The sequence below is a fragment of the Plantactinospora sp. WMMC1484 genome, assembly GCF_049315195.1.
Taxonomy (GTDB): domain Bacteria; phylum Actinomycetota; class Actinomycetes; order Mycobacteriales; family Micromonosporaceae; genus Plantactinospora.
Genome location: NZ_CP186055.1, coordinates 2,307,646 through 2,323,285 on the forward strand (window position 1 = coordinate 2,307,646; position 15,640 = coordinate 2,323,285).

General features: G+C 71.9%; 14 protein-coding genes. 6 read left to right on the forward strand and 8 right to left on the reverse strand.

Features of this window, described 5'->3' with window-relative positions; all coding sequences use genetic code 11:
- Positions 1-4 precede the first annotated feature (4 nt).
- Positions 5-955, forward strand: coding sequence for a malate dehydrogenase (gene mdh, locus ACN28C_RS10215; RefSeq protein ID WP_422773257.1), 951 nt, complete (start codon positions 5-7; stop codon positions 953-955).
- A gap of 62 nt (positions 956-1,017) precedes the next feature.
- Here mdh and ACN28C_RS10220 read toward each other — a convergent pair whose 3' ends face one another.
- Positions 1,018-2,610 (reverse strand): alkaline phosphatase D family protein, encoded by a 1,593-nt coding sequence (locus tag ACN28C_RS10220; protein WP_422773258.1) that lies wholly within the window; start codon positions 2,608-2,610, stop codon positions 1,018-1,020.
- Positions 2,611-2,672: 62 nt separating this feature from the next.
- Positions 2,673-2,801: a hypothetical protein gene (locus tag ACN28C_RS10225; protein WP_422773259.1), complete on the reverse strand. Its 129-nt coding sequence runs from the start codon at positions 2,799-2,801 to the stop codon at positions 2,673-2,675.
- An 81-nt stretch (positions 2,802-2,882) separates the two neighbouring features.
- Between ACN28C_RS10225 and ACN28C_RS10230 the strand changes: the two genes are divergently transcribed.
- Positions 2,883-4,100, forward strand: a complete 1,218-nt coding sequence (locus tag ACN28C_RS10230; RefSeq protein WP_422773260.1) for an NADP-dependent isocitrate dehydrogenase — start codon at positions 2,883-2,885, stop codon at positions 4,098-4,100.
- A gap of 501 nt (positions 4,101-4,601) precedes the next feature.
- On the opposite strand, the gene galT is transcribed toward ACN28C_RS10230, so the two are convergent.
- From galT to ACN28C_RS10255, 5 genes are all read right to left on the reverse strand, one after another.
- Positions 4,602-5,681 carry a galactose-1-phosphate uridylyltransferase gene (gene galT / locus ACN28C_RS10235; protein WP_422773261.1) on the reverse strand — a complete coding sequence of 360 codons (1,080 nt, stop codon included), beginning with the start codon at positions 5,679-5,681 and terminating at the stop codon, positions 4,602-4,604.
- Between the two features lie 49 nt (positions 5,682-5,730).
- Positions 5,731-6,510: a DeoR/GlpR family DNA-binding transcription regulator gene (locus ACN28C_RS10240; protein ID WP_422773262.1), complete on the reverse strand. Its 780-nt coding sequence runs from the start codon at positions 6,508-6,510 to the stop codon at positions 5,731-5,733.
- Positions 6,510-8,597, reverse strand: a complete 2,088-nt coding sequence (locus ACN28C_RS10245; protein WP_422773263.1) for a beta-galactosidase — start codon at positions 8,595-8,597, stop codon at positions 6,510-6,512. Before ACN28C_RS10245 ends, ACN28C_RS10240 begins: the two co-directional genes overlap by 1 nt.
- A 167-nt stretch (positions 8,598-8,764) precedes the next feature.
- On the reverse strand, positions 8,765-10,291 hold the full coding sequence (gene cysC, locus ACN28C_RS10250; protein WP_422773264.1) for an adenylyl-sulfate kinase: 1,527 nt from the start codon (positions 10,289-10,291) through the stop codon (positions 8,765-8,767).
- Positions 10,292-10,480: 189 nt separating this feature from the next.
- Positions 10,481-11,032, reverse strand: coding sequence for a DM13 domain-containing protein (locus tag ACN28C_RS10255; protein WP_422773265.1), 552 nt, complete (start codon positions 11,030-11,032; stop codon positions 10,481-10,483).
- A 177-nt stretch (positions 11,033-11,209) separates the two neighbouring features.
- Between ACN28C_RS10255 and ACN28C_RS10260 the strand changes: the two genes are divergently transcribed.
- The 4 genes from ACN28C_RS10260 to ACN28C_RS10275 all read left to right on the forward strand — a co-directional run bounded on the left by ACN28C_RS10260 (position 11,210) and on the right by ACN28C_RS10275 (position 14,733).
- Positions 11,210-12,163, forward strand: a complete 954-nt coding sequence (locus ACN28C_RS10260) for an ABC transporter ATP-binding protein (RefSeq protein ID WP_422773266.1) — start codon at positions 11,210-11,212, stop codon at positions 12,161-12,163.
- A complete protein-coding gene (locus ACN28C_RS10265) occupies positions 12,160-13,044 on the forward strand; it encodes an ABC transporter permease (protein ID WP_422773267.1) in 885 nt (294 codons plus the stop codon). The genes ACN28C_RS10260 and ACN28C_RS10265 overlap by 4 nt, the downstream gene beginning before the upstream one ends.
- A gap of 61 nt (positions 13,045-13,105) precedes the next feature.
- A complete protein-coding gene (locus ACN28C_RS10270; RefSeq protein WP_422773268.1) occupies positions 13,106-14,017 on the forward strand; it encodes an ABC transporter ATP-binding protein in 912 nt (303 codons plus the stop codon).
- Between the two features lie 5 nt (positions 14,018-14,022).
- Entirely contained in the window at positions 14,023-14,733 is a 711-nt protein-coding gene (locus ACN28C_RS10275) for an ABC transporter permease subunit (protein WP_422773269.1), read from the forward strand.
- Positions 14,734-14,844: 111 nt separating this feature from the next.
- On the opposite strand, the gene ACN28C_RS10280 is transcribed toward ACN28C_RS10275, so the two are convergent.
- Positions 14,845-15,486, reverse strand: coding sequence for an N-acetylmuramoyl-L-alanine amidase (locus ACN28C_RS10280; RefSeq protein ID WP_422773270.1), 642 nt, complete (start codon positions 15,484-15,486; stop codon positions 14,845-14,847).
- Positions 15,487-15,640 lie beyond the last annotated feature (154 nt).

Sequence of the window (15,640 nt, forward strand, 5' to 3'; positions counted from 1 at the left end):
GACCATGGGCAAAAAGGTCACCGTAGTCGGTGCCGGCTTCTACGGCTCGACGACCGCGCAGCGCCTGGCGGAGTACGACGTCTTCGACACGGTCGTGATCACCGACATCATCGAGGGGAAGCCCGAGGGCATCGCGCTGGACCTCAACCAGTCGCGGCCGGTCGAGGGCTTCGAGACCAGGGTCGTCGGCGTGACGACCGGCAAGAACGGCGAGGGCTACGAGCAGATCGAGGGCTCCGACGTCGTGGTGATCACCGCCGGCCTGCCCCGCAAGCCGGGGATGAGCCGGATGGACCTGTTGGAGACCAACGCCCGGATCGTCCGCCAGGTCGCCGAGAACGTCGCCAAGTACGCCCCGAACGCCGTGGTCATCGTCGTCTCCAACCCGCTGGACGAGATGACCGCACTGGCCCAGATCGCCACCCAGTTCCCGCGCAACCGGGTACTCGGCCAGGCCGGCATGCTGGACACCGCCCGGTTCACCAACTTCGTCGCCGAGGCGCTCGGCGTGAAGGTCGGCTCGGTGCGAACCCTCACCCTCGGCTCGCACGGCGACACGATGGTGCCGGTGCCGTCCCGGAGCACCGTCGACGGCAAGCCGCTGCGCGACGTGATGCCGGCGGAGCAGATCGAGGAGCTGGTGGTGCGGACCCGCAACGGCGGGGCCGAGGTGGTGGCGCTGCTCAAGACGGGTTCGGCGTACTACGCCCCGTCGGCGGCCGCCGCCCGGATGGCCCGGGCCGTGGCGACCGACTCCGGCGAGGTGATGCCGGTCTGCGCCTGGGTCGACGGTGAGTACGGCATCTCCGGGGTCTACCTGGGCGTCGAGGCCGAGATCGGCCGGGAGGGCGTACGCCGGGTCGTGGAGACGCCGCTCGACGACGACGAGATCGCCAGCCTGAAGGCGGCCGCCGAGGCCGTCCGCGCCAAGCAGGCCGACGTCGCCGACATGTGACAGGTGCAAGGAAGGGCCCCCGCTTATCGTTTTCTGTTGTAGCGGGGGCCCTTCCTTGCACTTCAGGCTTGTGGTTCCTGGCTGACGACGGAGATGCCGGGGCGGCCGGCGAGCACCACGAACTCGGCGGCGGTGCGTACCGTGGCGGTGGGCGCCAGGACGGTGTCGACCAGGCGCAGCGAGCTGAGCATCCGCTCCGGGGTCACGTCGCAGACGACGTAGCCGCGCTGGTTGTCGATGTACTTCCAGTGCGGGCTCTCGGCCATGATCGGGTCGTAGCTGCGGTGGAACGCCGCGCGGTCGGAGTTGCCGCCGGAGGTGATGGAGGTGCCGGTGATCTCGGCACCGACGACCGGGGAGGCGGGGTCGTCGAAGTCCGGCTTCAGGTCGCAGACCCAGGTGCAGTGCCGGTCCCCGGTCAGCACGACCGGGTTGGCCACCTGGCCGGAGCCGAAGTATTCCAGCAGCCGGCGCCGCTGCACCCGGTAGCCGTCCCAGTTGTCCAGGTCGAAGGTCTGCCCCGGGCCGGCCTGGCGGTCGTTGGAGGCCCACATCACCTGGTTGGCGAGCAGGTTCCACCGGCTGCCCGACGAGCGCATCCCGTGCACCAGCCAGCGCTCCTGCTCCGGCCCGGTCATCGACAGCTCCGGGTTCTGCGCCTCGGCCAGGGTGGCCGGCTGGTCGCTGCGGTACTGCCGGGTGTCCAGCACGTGCACGCTGGCCAGGTCGCCGAAGCGAAGCCGCCGGTAGAGCCGCATGTCGATCCCGCGCGGCAGTGCCGACCGGCGCAGCGGCATGTGCTCGTAGTATGCCTGGAAGGCAGCCTTCCGTCGGGCCCGGAACGCCTCCGGGCTCTGCAGTTCGGGGTCCTGCGGGATCTCGTCGGCCCAGTTGTTGTCCAGCTCGTGGTCGTCGAGGGTGACGATCCAGGGGAACGCCGCGTGCGCCCGCTGGAGATCGGGGTCGGTCTTGTACTGGGCGTGCTGGTTGCGATAGTCGGTCAGCGAGTACGGCTCGTCGGTGCCCTGATGCGTCCGGTACGCCGCCGGGTTCGGCCGGTTCTCGTAGAGGTAGTCGCCGAGGAACGCCACGAACGCCAGGTCCTCCTGGGCCAGGTGCTGGTGCGCGGTGTACGCCTCGGCCTGGTAGTCCTGGCAGCTCGCGAAAGCGAAGCGCAGCCGCCGGGGCCGGGCGTGCGCGGCCGGCGCGGTCCGGGTCCGGCCCACCGGGGAGATCTCCTGGCCGACCCGGAACCGGTAGTGGTACTCGGTGTCGGCTCGCAGCCCGGCGAGCTCGACGTGCACCGAATGGGCGAGGTGGGGCGAGGCCAGCGCGACGCCCCGGCGGTGGATTCGGCGGAAGCGGTCGTCCTCGGCGACCTCCCAGTGCACCGGCACCGGCCGGTCCGGCATGCCGCCGCCGAGCAGTGGCTGCGGCGCGAGCCGGGTCCAGAGCACGACGCCGTCGGGCATCGGGTCGCCGGAGGCGACGCCGAGGGTGAAGAGGCCGGCGGGAAGCGGGCCGCCGGCCGTGGACGGGATGTGCGCCTCCGCGCCGTCGGCGCGGAGGAGCATCGGCCCGACCACCAGGCCGGCGGTCGCGGCACCGGCCGCCGAGACGAAACGCCGGCGGTTGAACGGGTACGGAGCAGTCATGCGATCGATGATCGTCAACCGGGGCGAAGCCCAGCTCCTCCGACAATCGACCTGAAGAGGTATTACAGCGGAACGAAAGGTGTACTCGGGTGCGGGGTGCCGAGGACGCCGTCGGGCCGGGCGGCGAGCTGGGCGAGGAGTCGCTCCCGCGAGGCGCGGGCGGCGACCGGACCCACCCGACGGCTGAGCATGGCAGGCAGTGTACGGGCGCTCCGCGCTCTCCAGTACGCTCGTACTGCTAGCGCAGATGTCCCGGAGAGGAGCGTCGCCCGATGGCGAAGATCAAGGTTACGAATCCGGTGGTAGAACTCGACGGCGACGAGATGACCCGGATTATCTGGAAGCAGATCCGCGAGCAGTTGATCCTGCCGTACCTCGACGTCGACCTGCACTACTACGACCTGTCGATCCAGTACCGCGACGAGACCGACGACCAGGTGACGGTCGACGCCGCCAACGCGATCAAGCAGCACGGCGTCGGCGTGAAGTGCGCCACCATCACCCCTGACGAGGCCCGGGTCGAGGAGTTCGGCCTCAAGAAGATGTGGCGCTCGCCGAACGGCACCATCCGGAACATCCTCGGCGGCGTGGTCTTCCGCGAGCCGATCATCATGTCCAACGTGCCCCGGCTGGTGCCGGGCTGGACCAAGCCGATCATCATCGGCCGGCACGCCCACGGCGACCAGTACAAGGCCACCGACTTCGTGGTGCCCGGGCCCGGCACGGTCACCATCACCTACACCCCGGCCGACGGCGGCGCCCCGGTCGAGATGGAGGTGGCGAACTTCCCCGGTGGCGGCGTCACGATGGGGATGTACAACTTCGACGACTCGATCCGCGACTTCGCCCGGGCGTCCTTCCGGTACGGCCTGGACCGCGGCTACCCGGTCTACCTGTCCACGAAGAACACCATCCTCAAGGCGTACGACGGCCGGTTCAAGGACCTCTTCGCCGAGGTCTTCGAGGCCGAGTTCAAATCGGAGTTCGACGCCGCCGGGATCACCTACGAGCACCGGCTGATCGACGACATGGTCGCCGCCGCGCTGAAGTGGGAGGGCGGCTTCGTCTGGGCCTGCAAGAACTACGACGGTGACGTGCAGTCCGACACCGTGGCGCAGGGCTTCGGCTCGCTGGGCCTGATGACCTCGGTGCTGATGACCCCGGACGGCCGTACGGTCGAGGCCGAGGCGGCGCACGGCACGGTCACCCGGCACTACCGGCAGTGGCAGAAGGGCGAGAAGACCTCCACCAACCCGATCGCGTCGATCTTCGCCTGGACGCGCGGCCTGGCGCATCGGGGCAAGCTGGACGGTACCCCGGAGGTGACCCGGTTCGCCGAGACCCTGGAGCAGGTCTGCGTGCAGACCGTCGAGGGTGGCCAGATGACCAAGGATCTGGCGCTGCTCATCTCCCGCGACGCCCCGTGGCTCACCACCGACGAGTTCATGGCCGCCCTGGACAGCAACCTGGCCCGCCGGCTCGCCGCCTGATCGCACCGTTCCGGATGGATGTTGACGACTTGTTGTCGCTCCCACAGCAACAAGTCGTCAACATCCACCGCTTTGTGCCGTTACTGGCGATGGTGGCGACTCGTTGAACGAGGTGGACGTGATGCCAGTCGCGTTCAGGAAGACCGGCCCGGTCTGAGGTCGCCGCGAGAGGCCCGTACCGGACGGACGGTCTTCCCGGCTGTTGCGCACAGCCGGCCGTCCCTTCCCTGCGGGGGGCCCTGTCCCGGGCCCCCCGCGCCCTCGTCTCCGAAACGGCAGGGCCGAGGGCGGTCGATCGACGGAGCCGGCGGGCGTCTCCAGCGTGGCACCGAACGTCGACGGTGACGCCTACTCGTCGACCGGGCCGAGGGTCACCCGGCCGTCCTCGGCGACCTGCCAGCCCGGGTTGTACGCGACCTCCCAGAGCGACTCGGGCTCACTCCGCTGCCGGGCTCACTCCGGTCCGGGCGGGCTCAGGCCAGTTACCGGAACGCGGCGAGTTCAGCCGGCGTCGCGGATCAGTTGGGCGGCCCGCTCCGGCGCGATGTCGTTGATGAAGACCCCCATCGCCGACTCCGAGCCGGCCAGGTACTTGAGCTTGTCCGCCGCACGCCGGATGCTGAACACCTGCAGGTGCAGGTGCCCGAGCTCCCGGTCGACCCGCACCGGTGCCTGGTGCCAGGCCGAGATGTACGGCAGCGGCCGGTCGAAGAGCCGGTCGAGCCGGCGTAGCAGATCCAGGTAGATCGGACCGAAGGCGTCCCGCTCGGCGTCGGTCAGGGCCGGGATGTCCGGCACCGGCCGGTGCGGCGCGAGGTGCACCTCGAACGGCCAGCGGGCGGCGGCCGGCACGTACGCGGTCCAGTGGTCGTTGGCCAGCACCACCCGCTCCCCGGCGGCGCGTTCGGCGGCGAGGACGTCGGCGTAGAGGTTGCGACCGCCGGTGCGTTCCGCGTGCCGCCGGGCGGCGGCCAGCATCGCCCGGGTACGCGGCGGCAGGAACGGGTACGCGTAGATCTGCCCGTGCGGGTGGTGCAGGGTCACCCCGATCTCCACGCCCCGGTTCTCGAAGCAGAAGACCTGCTCCACCCCGGGTAGTCCGCCGAGCGCTACCGTCCGGTCGGCGAGCGCGTCGACCACGGTGCGTACCCGTTCCGGCGGCAGGGTGCCGAACGACGCGGAATGGTCGGCGGTGAAGCAGACCACCTCGCACCGCCCCGTCCCCGGCCGCACCGGCGTGTACGGGGTGATCTCGCCGGGCGGGTCGCCGGGACGGTCGCTGAACGACGGGAAACGGTTCTCGAAGACCACCACGTCGTAGTCGTACGCCGGGATCTCGCTCGAACGCTCCGGAGTGGACGGGCAGAGCGGGCACTGGTCGCTGGGGGGTAGGAAGATCCGGCCCTGCCGGTGTGCGGCGACCGCCACCCACTCGTCGACCAGCGGGTCGTACCGGAGTTGCGAGGCGGGTGGTGGCGGCGGCAGGTCGCGCCGGTCCGGCTCGTCCCGCACCGCGTCCGGGTGCTCGTCGAAGTAGATCAGCTCGCGCCCGTCGGCCAGCTTGATCTCGGTCCGATTCACGCCGTCACCTCACAGAACAGCTCCACGCCGGCATCTCCCAGGTCAATCCTCACGCCGGCACCTCACAGAGCAGCAGGTCCGGGCCGGCGGCCCGGATGACCTCCCGGGCCGGTTCGGCGAGGTCGGAGTCTGACACCACGGTCTCCGCCTCGGCCAGGTCGGCGAAGGAGGAGATGCCCACCGTCGCCCACTTGGTGGAGTCGGCGAGCACCACCAACCGGTCCGCCGCGGCCACCAGGGCCCGGTTGGTCTCCGCCTCCAGCAGGTTCGGCGTGCTGAACCCGGCGCGCTCGCTCATCCCGTGCACCCCGAGGAAGACCACGTCGAGGTGGAGCGAGCGGATCGCGGCCACCGCCACCGGCCCGACAAGCGCGTCGGACGGGGTGCGTACCCCGCCGGTGAGCACCACCGTCTGGTCCGGGCGGCCGGAGCGGTGCAGGATCTCGGCGACCGGGATCGAGTTGGTCACCACGGTCAGTCCCGGCACGGCGACCAGCCGGTGTGCGAGCTCGGCTGTGGTCGTACCGGCGGAGAGCGCGACCGCCATCCCGGGGGTGACCAGCCGGGCGGCCTCGGCCGCGATGGCGGCCTTCTCGCCCCGCTGCCGGACCGACTTGGCCGCGAAGCCCGGCTCGTCGGTGGAGCCGGGCCGCGCGGTCGTCGCGCCGCCGTGCACCTTGGCCAGCAGGCCGCGTTCGGCCAGCGCCTCCAGGTCGCGCCGGATGGTCATGTCCGAGACGCCGAACTCTCCGGCCAGCTCGGTGACCCGGACCCCGCCGGTGGTGCGGACCCGGTGCAGGATCGCCTCCTGCCGCTGCTGGGCGAGCATCAGACCGCCCCGGCCGGATCCGGCTCCGCCGGCTCCCCGGCCGGGCCGGACGGCGGCGCTGCCGGCGCGGTGGCCAGCACCGCGACGCCGCGCGGCTCGACCCGGGTCGGACCGGCCCACCGGATGCCGGTCAGCAGGTCCGTGCCGGCCGCGTCGACCTCCGCCGGCCGGTCGCCGTGGTTGAGCAGGAAGAGGTACGACCGGCCGTCCGGGTGCCGCCGCCGGATCTGCTCCACTCCGGGTACGGGCGTCTGCGCCGGCCCGGCACCGGCCTGCTCCGCGATCGTGCGCAGCAGCCGGCCGAGCGCGGTCGTCTCCAGCCGGGTGCCGAGATACCATGCGGCCCCACCGTCCCGGCTGTCCCCGTTGTCCCGGCCGTCCCCGTTGTCCCGGCTGCCCCCGGTGCCGCGGCGGGTGATCGCCGGGGCACCGGGCACCGGCCCGTTGTCGTAGCGCACCAGCACCTCGGCCTGCGGAGCGGCCAGCGCCTCGGTCCAGATCTCTGCCGTCGTGCCGTCGTCGAGGCGTACCCCGCCGGCGGCGGGGAGCGGGAAGAACTCCTCGACCCGGATGCCGAGCAGCTCGGCGAGGGCGCCGGGCAGCGGGGCCGGGCGGACCCGGTCGCACTCGTCGACCAGCCCGCTGTACGGGCCGACCACCAGGGTGCCGCCGGAGTCGGCGTACCGGGCGAGGTTGGCCACGGCCGCGTCGTCGACCAGGTAGAGCGCGGGTGCGAGTACCAGCCTGTAGCCGCTCAGGTCGGCGCCGGGCGGCGCCAGGTCGGCGGTGATCCCGGCCCGCCACAGCGCGCCGTGCCAGCGCCGAATCTCGTCGAAGGCGACCATGTCGGCGCTGGGCTGGTTGGCCGCCTCCTGCGCCCAGACGCTGGAGTAGTCGAGCAGCACCGCGACCTCGGCCTCGGTCCGGGAGCCCTCGATCTCGGCGAGCGCACGCAGGTGCCGGCCGAGCTGGACCACCTCGCGCCAGATCTTCGAGTCGGTGCCGGCATGCGGCAGCATCGCCGAGTGCCACTTCTCCGAACCCGCCCGGCTGGCCCGCCACTGGAAGAAGAGGGCACCCTCCGAGCCCCGGGCCACGTGCGCCAGGGCGTCCCGGACGAGCTGGCCGGCAGGTTTGGCCAGGTTGCGCGGCTGCCAGTTGACCGCGCTGGTGGAGTGCTCCATCAGCAGCCAGGGGCCGCCCGCCAGCGACCTGCTCAGGTCGGCGGCGAAGGCGATCTGGGCCGGCGGTTCGAGGGGGTGCTCGCCGAGCAGGTAGTGGTCGTTGGAGAGCAGCCGGTCCGGGCCGGTCAGCTCCCGGCCCCAGGCCCAGTAGTCCAGGTTGACGCAGCTGGCCGTCATCAGGTTGGTGGTGATCGGCACGCCGGGGGAGAGCCGGTGCAGCGCGTCCCGCTCGGCGGTGAAGCAGGCCAGGTGCTCGTCTGAGCTGAACCGCTTGAAGTCGAGCACCTGGCCGGGGTTGGACGAGGTCGGGGTGGCCCGGGGCGGCTGCACCTGCGCCCAGTCGGTGTAGGTCTGCGACCAGAATGCCGTACCCCAGGCGGCGTTGAGACCGTCGAGGTCGCCGTGGCGGTGCTGCAGCCAGGTCCGGAACGCCTCGGCCGAGACGTCGCAGTAGCAGTGCGCGTTGTGGCAGGCGTACTCGTTGTGCACGTGCCAGGCCGCCAGCGCCGGATGGTCTGAGTAGCGGCGGGCGAGCTGCTCGGTCAGGGCGAGCGCGGCTCGCCGGTACTCCGGTGAGCTGGGGCAGATGGCCTGCCGGCTGCCGTAGGTGAGCCGCCGGCCGTCGGCCTCCACCGGCAGCGTCTCCGGGTGGGCGTGGGAGAACCAGGGCGGCGGCGAGGCGGTCGCGGTGGCCAGGCAGACCCGGATCCCTCCGGCGTGCAGCCCGCCCATGATCCGGTCCAGCCGGTCGAAGGCATACACCCCTGGTGCCGGTTCGAGCCAGGCCCAGGCGAAGACGCCGACGGTGACCAGGTTGACCCCGGCCTCGCGCATCAGTGCGACGTCCTGCGCCCAGACCTCCTCGGGCCACTGCTCCGGGTTGTAGTCGCCCCCGTAACTCAACCCTTCGATTCTCGGCACCAGGTTGCCCACACCGCCTCCAAACGCGCCCGCACGTAATTCAACAGATATGAACACTAGCGCGCGGCTGGCTGCCGGGGTAAGGGGGTGTGGGCAGGTGTTAGGCGGGGGCCCTTTTTATGCAGAAAGCGATAAGAAGGGCCCCTTCCTTACATCTGGAGGCGGGACTCGACCCAGCCGGTCTCGGTCAGGTGCGCCAGCACCAGGTGTACGGACTCCTCGACCGTCAGGTCGGTGGTGTCCAGCACCAGGTCGGCGTCGGTCGGCTCCTCGTACGGGTCGTCGATGCCGGTCATCCCGGTGAGCTGGCCGGCGCGGGCACGGGCGTAGAGGCCCTTGCGGTCGCGCTGCTCGCAGACGGCGAGCGGGGTGGCGACGTGTACCAGCAGGAAGCCGGCCCCCGCCTGCCGGGCCATCTCCCGGGCCGCGGCCCGGGCTCGGGCGTACGGCGCGATCGGGCAGCATATGGCGAGCCCCCGGTGCCGGCCCACCTCGGCGGCGACCCAGCCGATCCGGCGGACGTTCAGGTCGCGGTCGGACCGGCTGAAGCCCAGCCCGGCGGAGAGTTCCCGGCGGACCACGTCGCCGTCGAGCAGGGTGATGGTGCGGTCGCCGCTCTCCCGCAGCGCGTCGGCGAGGCCACGGGCCACGGTCGACTTGCCCGAGCCGGAGAGGCCGGTGAAGAAGACCACCAGACCCCGGTGCCGGCGGGGTGGCCGGGCCCGGGTGAGCTCCTTGGCCACCGCCGGCGGAGTGTGCCACTCGGGCAGCGGAAAACCCCGGTCGAGCAGGTCCTCGATCTCGGCCTGCTCCAGCGGCAGCCGCCGGTTGCGCGGCGGGATGTCGTCCCGCCACCGCCACTGGCCGTCCCGGTTGTCGTAGGCCAGCTCGCGCGGGACCAGCATGCGCAGCCCGCCACCGGTGACCATCTCGGTGGTGGAGAGGACGTGGGTCACCCCGTAGGCCCGGGCCACCCTGGCCCGCAGCAGCGCGTCCCAGATGTCGTCGCCGCGCCGGGCGAGCGGCACCGCGACGATGGTGACCGGGGGCATCCGGTCCCGCGCGCCGAAGACGCTGCGGACCAGCACCTCCGGCGGCAGCCCGTCGGGGTTGGTGTCGGCGACCGGGATGAGGATGAGCAGGTGGGCGGCGAGCGCCCGGACCGCGTGGGCGATCTGCGCGAGCTGGGGCCGGTGCAGCGGTCGGTCGGCGATGACCCCGAGCACCCGGCCCGGAGGCAGCAGCTCCCGGACCTCGGCCGGGGGTCGGCGCAGCCGCTGGAACGGGCCGTGGCCGCCGTCGCCGATCCGGCGTACCGGGCCGCCGACGCCGTACCAGCCCTGGGTGGTGGGCCAGAGGTCGGCGACCTCGATCAGGGCGGTCGGCGCCCCCTCCGGGTCGGTGAGGACCAGCCCGCGTTCGACCGGGTTGGCCAGGTCGAGGCCGCTGACCAGCTCACCCGGGACCTGCAGGGTCACCGGCACCGGCCAGGCGGCGCCGTCGGCGAGACGGCCGCGCCGGGCCACCGAGGCCAGGTCGGACCGGCCCAGGAAGCCGGTGAGCGGGGCGTACGCCCCGGAGAGCAGCAACTCGAGGTCGGCCAGCTCATACGGGCGCGGCGTGTACGCCGGAGCGTCACGCAGCAGCTCATCGGGCAGCACCCACCCGTTGCTCATCCGCACCCCCAACTACCCGGCCGGCCGGCACACAGTTTCTCAGCCGGGCGCCGATCGGTCGAGACCGGCACTCCCGTTTGGACGCCCCGATCGGTGACGCCCCGGCCGTTGGTGCCGCCGCCGATGCCGTCCCGTGCGGTGGCAGCCCCGTGCGGTGGCAGCCCCGTGCGGCCGGTGGTCAGGTGGAGGTTACCCAACCCGGTGGAGTTCGGCCGCGCCGAACGATACCGCAAAGCGCCGACACCAGATGGATACGCTACGCAGCTGGTCAAGGTCGGTGCCGGCCGGGATGGCGTACGCCTGGTCGCCACGGTTCCCCTTCAGCCGGCCCAGCTCGACCCAGCGGCCGTCGTCGAAGACGTGCCAGCCGGCCGTGCCCTCGCGCACCGGCTGGTCGGTGAGCCAGACCCGCAGGTCGGGCCCGTTCGAGGTGTCCAGGTCGACCAGTTCCAGTCGGTGCCGGCCGCCCGGGTCGCGGACGATCCGGGCCGTCCCGCTGGTCCGGTGCTCGTGCGTGACGAAGCCTCCGCTGCGCAGCAGCACCGGTCCGCCCGGCGAGGCCGTTCCGGTCGGCCCGGCGCCGGCCGGTGGTGCCGGGGCCGGGTCGGTGAGCCGCTCGGCGACGGTCTGGTCGACGACGAGCTTCCACGGTTGGAACCAGTAGCCGCCGAAGGCCCCGGCGGCCACGAGGACGGCGGCGACCACCCAGGTCACCGGGGCGCGGAGCAGACGACGGGACATGCCGCGTGACATGCCACCCAGTCAACCCGATCACCGCCCGCCGTGTGGTGCCGGACGCCTTACCAAAGTCTTACCCCGGCCCCTAGGGGAGCCGGCCACGGCCGGCGGACTATTCAGGGTACTTCCAGGGTGGGTTCAGGGCCTCCGGCATGGTCCGCCGGCCATACCCTGGCAGGCGTGACACTGATCGCGACCCAGTCGCTGACCAAGACGTACGGCAATCGCGTGACCGCGTTGTCCGACCTGACGGTCACCGTCGAGCCGGGCATCGTCGGTCTGGTCGGGGCCAACGGGGCCGGCAAGTCGACGTTTATCAAGATCATGCTCGGTCTGCTCGAACCGACCGGCGGGCAGGCCAGGGTGCTCGGCCTCGACCCGACGGTGCAGGGGCACGAGGTTCGTGCCCGGGTCGGCTACATGCCCGAGCACGACTGCCTGCCGCCGGACCTGTCGGCCGCCGAGTTCGTGACGCACATGGGACGGATGAGCGGGCTGCCCCGCACCATCGCCCGGGAACGGGCCTCCGAGACCCTGCGGCACGTCGGCCTCTACGAGGAGCGCTACCGCCAGATCGGCGGCTACTCCACCGGCATGAAGCAGCGGGTCAAACTCGCCCAGGCGCTGGTGCACGACCCTGACCTGTTGCTGCTCGACGAGCCGACCAACGGGCTCGACCCGGCCGGCCGGGACGCCATGCTCAGCCTGATCGAGCGGATCGGCACCGAGTTCGGCATCTCGGTGCTGGTCTGCTCGCACCTGCTCGGCGAGGTGGAACGGATCTGCGACGCGCTGGTCGCGATCGAGGGCGGCCGGCTGCTCCGGGCGGCACAGGTGGCCGACATGACCGCGGTGACCGAGGTGCTCTCGGTGGAGGTCAGCGAGGGCAGCGAGGAGTTGGCCTCCCGGCTCGCCGCCGCCGACCTGCCGGTCCGGCGGGAGGGCCGGCTGCTGCTGGTCCCGCTGCTGGACGACATGACCTACGACCTGATCCTGACGGCAGTCGCCGAGCTGGACCTGCCGCTGCACCGGCTCGACCAGCGCCGGCACCGGGTCGTCGAACTCTTCGCCACCGATCCGGCCCGCCCGGCCGAGCCGGTCGGTGCCGGCGCGACCCCGGGAGGCGCCCGATGACCACCCTCGACACGCAGCGGTCCGACCGGCCGGCCGGGGTCATCCACGACATCGGCTACCGGCGCTACGACGGCTCCCGGCTCGGCCGGCGGCACCTGCTCGGCGCGCTCTACGTGCACAGCCTGCGTACCGCCTTCGGGCTCGGGCGCAGCGTCAAGGCGAAGATCTTCCCGTGGTTGATCGTCGGGGTGGTGGGTGTGGTCGCGGCGGTGCTGACCGCGGTCCGGGCCCAGACCGGCCAGGCGCCGATGAGCTACGCCGAGTTTCCCGAGACGCTCACCGTGCTGATCATCTTCTTCTGCGCCATCGTCGCGCCGGAGATCGCCTCCCGCGATCTGCACAGCGGGGTGCTGCCGCTCTACTTCGCCCGCCCGCTGCACCGCGGCGACTACGCGGTGGTCAAGCTGGCCGCACTGATCTCGGCGACGTTCCTGATGCTCGGTGTCCCGCTGACGGTGATGTTCGTCGGGGCCGCGTTCATGTTGGACGGCTTCGGGGCGGTCTGGTCCGAACTCGGCGACTTCCTGCCGGCGCTCGGCTACGTCGCCGTACACGCGGTGGTCTTCTCGGTGGTGGCGCTCCTGGTCGCCGCCCTGCTCCGGCGCCGGGCCGTCGCGGCCGGGGCGATCGTCGGCGCGTTCCTGGTGACCACCCCGGTCGTCGGGGTGCTCTTCCTGCTCCCCTACGAGGCGGCGAGCCAGCTCGCCGGGCTGGCCAGCCCGGTGACGCTGGTCGGCGGGCTCGGGGACTGGCTCTTCGAGTCGGGCGGCGAAACCGACGTCGGCAACTACGGCCCGCTCTACGGCCTGGTCGCGGTCGGGCTGGTCGCCGCCGGCGTCCTGCTGCTGCTCGTCCGCTACCGGAAGGTCGCTGCGAAGTGAGCCCGAGGAGCGAGCCGGTGTTGCGAGCCCCGCAGTCGCGAAGGAAAGGCGGCACTGCAAAATGACGGATCTGGAACTGGCCGCGGTGTCCCGCTGGTACGGCAACGTGGTGGCGGTCAACGACGTGTCGATGAGTCTCGGCGCCGGGGTGACCGGGCTGCTCGGGCCGAACGGCGCCGGCAAGACCACCGTGCTGCACATGATGGCCGGGTTCCTGGCCCCCTCCAAGGGCACGGTGACCCTCGGCGGCGAGCCCACCTGGCGCAACCCCGCCGTCTACCGGCGGCTCGGCCTGGTGACCGAGCGCGAGTCGGTGTACGACTTCCTCAGCGCGTACGAGTTCGTGCTCGCCAGTGCCAGGCTGCACGGCCTGGCCGACCCGGAGTCGGCGGCGCGGCGGGCGATCGCGCTCGTCGAGTTGACCGACGCGCAGGACCGCCGGATCGGGACGTACTCCAAGGGCATGCGCCAGCGGGCCCGGGTCGCCGCCGCGCTGGTGCACGACCCGGAGGTGCTGCTGCTGGACGAGCCCTTCAACGGGATGGACCCGAGGCAGCGGCTGCACATGATGGAGCTGCTGCACTCGCTCGGCGGTCAGGGCCGGACGATCCTGTTCAGCTCGCACATCCTGGAGGAGGTCGAGCAGGTCTCCGGCACCGTCCAGGTGATCGTCTCGGGCCGGCTGGCCGCCTCCGGCGACTTCCGGACCATCCGGCGGCTGATGACCAACCGGCCGCACGTCTTCGCGGTGCAGTCCAGCGACGACCGGCGGCTGGCGGTGGAGCTGATCGGGCAGCCCTCGGTGAACGGGGTGGACCTCGGCCGGGACGGGTTGACCGTCCGGGCCGGTGACTACGGCAGCTTCACCCGGGCCCTGCCGAAGATCGCGCTGGCCTCCGGCATCCGGGTACGCCGGCTGCTCCCCTCGGACGAGTCTCTGGAGAGTGTCTTCTCCTACCTGGTGGAGGCGTGACGTCGATGTCGACTGTTTCCTGGATCACCGCGCGTGGGCTCTTCGGCCGGCGCCGCTTCCTGCTGCTCTTCCCGCTGCCGATCCTGCTGGTCGGGCTCGCGGTGCTGGCCCGGTCGGCCGGGGTCGACCCGGGCGAGTGGGGCCCGCCCGTGGTGCAGGGGCTGGGGCTGGCCGTGCTGCTGCCGGTGACGGCGCTGATCGTCGGCACGGGCGTGCTCGGTTCCGAGATCGACGACGGGACCCTGCTGCACATCCTGACCAAGCCGCTGCCCCGATGGCAGATCGTGCTGCCGAAGCTCGTGGTGGCGACCGTGGTCACCGCGCTGACCGCGGCCATCCCGCTCTACGTCGCCGGGGTGCTGGTCGACTCCGTACGCTTCGGGCTCGGCCTGGCGGCGGCGAGCGCGGTCGGCGCGCTGGCGTACTCGGCCTTCTTCCTGGCGCTGAGCCTGGTCACCCGCCGTCCGGTGCTGCTCGGCCTGGTTTACGTCCTGATCTGGGAGGGCCTGCTGAACAACATCGTGAGCGGCACCCGGGTGCTCTCGGTGCAGCACTACGTGGTGACCCTGGCCGACCGGATCGCGCCGACGGCGCTGCTGGACGGCTCGGTGTCGCTGCCGGTGGCGATCGTGATGAGCGCGCTCTTCACGGTCGGCTTCACCCTGCTGGCGATCCGCCGGCTGCGCTCCTTCAGCGTGGCCGGCGAGACGAGCTGACGGTGTGGCGACCGGCCCGACGCGGTACCGGAGCCGCTGTCCCGGTCAGGGACGGCGGCTCCGGCCCGGGTTACCGCCGAGGTGTCTCCCGGCGGGCGAGGGGCGGCGCGGTCAGCTCAGCCCGAAGTAGCGGGCGATGCCCTGGGCATGCCCGACGGCGAGCGCCTGCCGGAACGTGGCCTGGCCGAGGAGGTTGGCGTCGGCCGCCCGGTCGACGAAGAGGTTCTCGGTGAGAATGGCCGCCATCACGGTCTCGCGCAGGACGTGGAAGTTCGCCGTCTTCTGGCCGCGGTCGGTGACCGGGGCGACGCTTCGGGCGTTGCTCAGCACCGCCGCGTGCACGTCGTCCTGGAGCCGTTGGGTCGCCGCACCGGCCGTGGGGTAGATGTAGCTCTCGAAGCCGGTGCCGCCACCGGCGTTGATGTGGATGCTCACGAAGATGTTGGCGCCCCAGGCGTTCGCGTCGTCGGTCCGCCAGGCCAGACTCCGGGTGATGTCCGTGGTGCGGGACATGCGTACCGAGACGGTCCAGTTGTTCTGCAGGTAGGTCCGGGTACGCAGCGCGATGTCGAGGGTCAGGGCCTTCTCCTGGAGACCGTTTCCGACCGCGCCGGTGTCGGTGCCGCCGTGCCCGGCGTCGAGATAGATCTTGGGCGTCGCGGCCTGGGCCGGGACGGCGAGCAGGGGTACGGCGGCGATACCGGCAGCCGCGGCGAGCAGGACCCGTCTACGTGCGAGGGGTGCGTCGGACATGAGTTCCTCCCAGGGGAGTGGACGGACGGTGCCGTCCACGGGCGGATGTGACAGCCGAAGCCGGGATGGTGTGACAGCGCGAATCGCGGATGAGGTCGACGGTGCGGGCATGTGTGCGGAGCCTCGCCCCCGAGTGGAACGCCACGGCCCTCCA

Bases quoted from the DNA above. Each gene is read 5' to 3' on its own strand.
- mdh (WP_422773257.1), top strand. From the start codon at position 5: ATGGGCAAAAAGGTCACCGTAGTCGGTGCCGGCTTCTACGGCTCGACG.
- ACN28C_RS10220 (WP_422773258.1), bottom strand. From the start codon at position 2,610: ATGACTGCTCCGTACCCGTTCAACCGCCGGCGTTTCGTCTCGGCGGCC.
- ACN28C_RS10225 (WP_422773259.1), bottom strand. From the start codon at position 2,801: ATGCTCAGCCGTCGGGTGGGTCCGGTCGCCGCCCGCGCCTCGCGGGAG.
- ACN28C_RS10230 (WP_422773260.1), top strand. From the start codon at position 2,883: ATGGCGAAGATCAAGGTTACGAATCCGGTGGTAGAACTCGACGGCGAC.
- ACN28C_RS10240 (WP_422773262.1), bottom strand. From the start codon at position 6,510: ATGCTCGCCCAGCAGCGGCAGGAGGCGATCCTGCACCGGGTCCGCACC.
- cysC (WP_422773264.1), bottom strand. From the start codon at position 10,291: ATGAGCAACGGGTGGGTGCTGCCCGATGAGCTGCTGCGTGACGCTCCG.
- ACN28C_RS10255 (WP_422773265.1), bottom strand. From the start codon at position 11,032: ATGTCCCGTCGTCTGCTCCGCGCCCCGGTGACCTGGGTGGTCGCCGCC.
- ACN28C_RS10265 (WP_422773267.1), top strand. From the start codon at position 12,160: ATGACCACCCTCGACACGCAGCGGTCCGACCGGCCGGCCGGGGTCATC.
- ACN28C_RS10270 (WP_422773268.1), top strand. From the start codon at position 13,106: ATGACGGATCTGGAACTGGCCGCGGTGTCCCGCTGGTACGGCAACGTG.
- ACN28C_RS10275 (WP_422773269.1), top strand. From the start codon at position 14,023: ATGTCGACTGTTTCCTGGATCACCGCGCGTGGGCTCTTCGGCCGGCGC.
- ACN28C_RS10280 (WP_422773270.1), bottom strand. From the start codon at position 15,486: ATGTCCGACGCACCCCTCGCACGTAGACGGGTCCTGCTCGCCGCGGCT.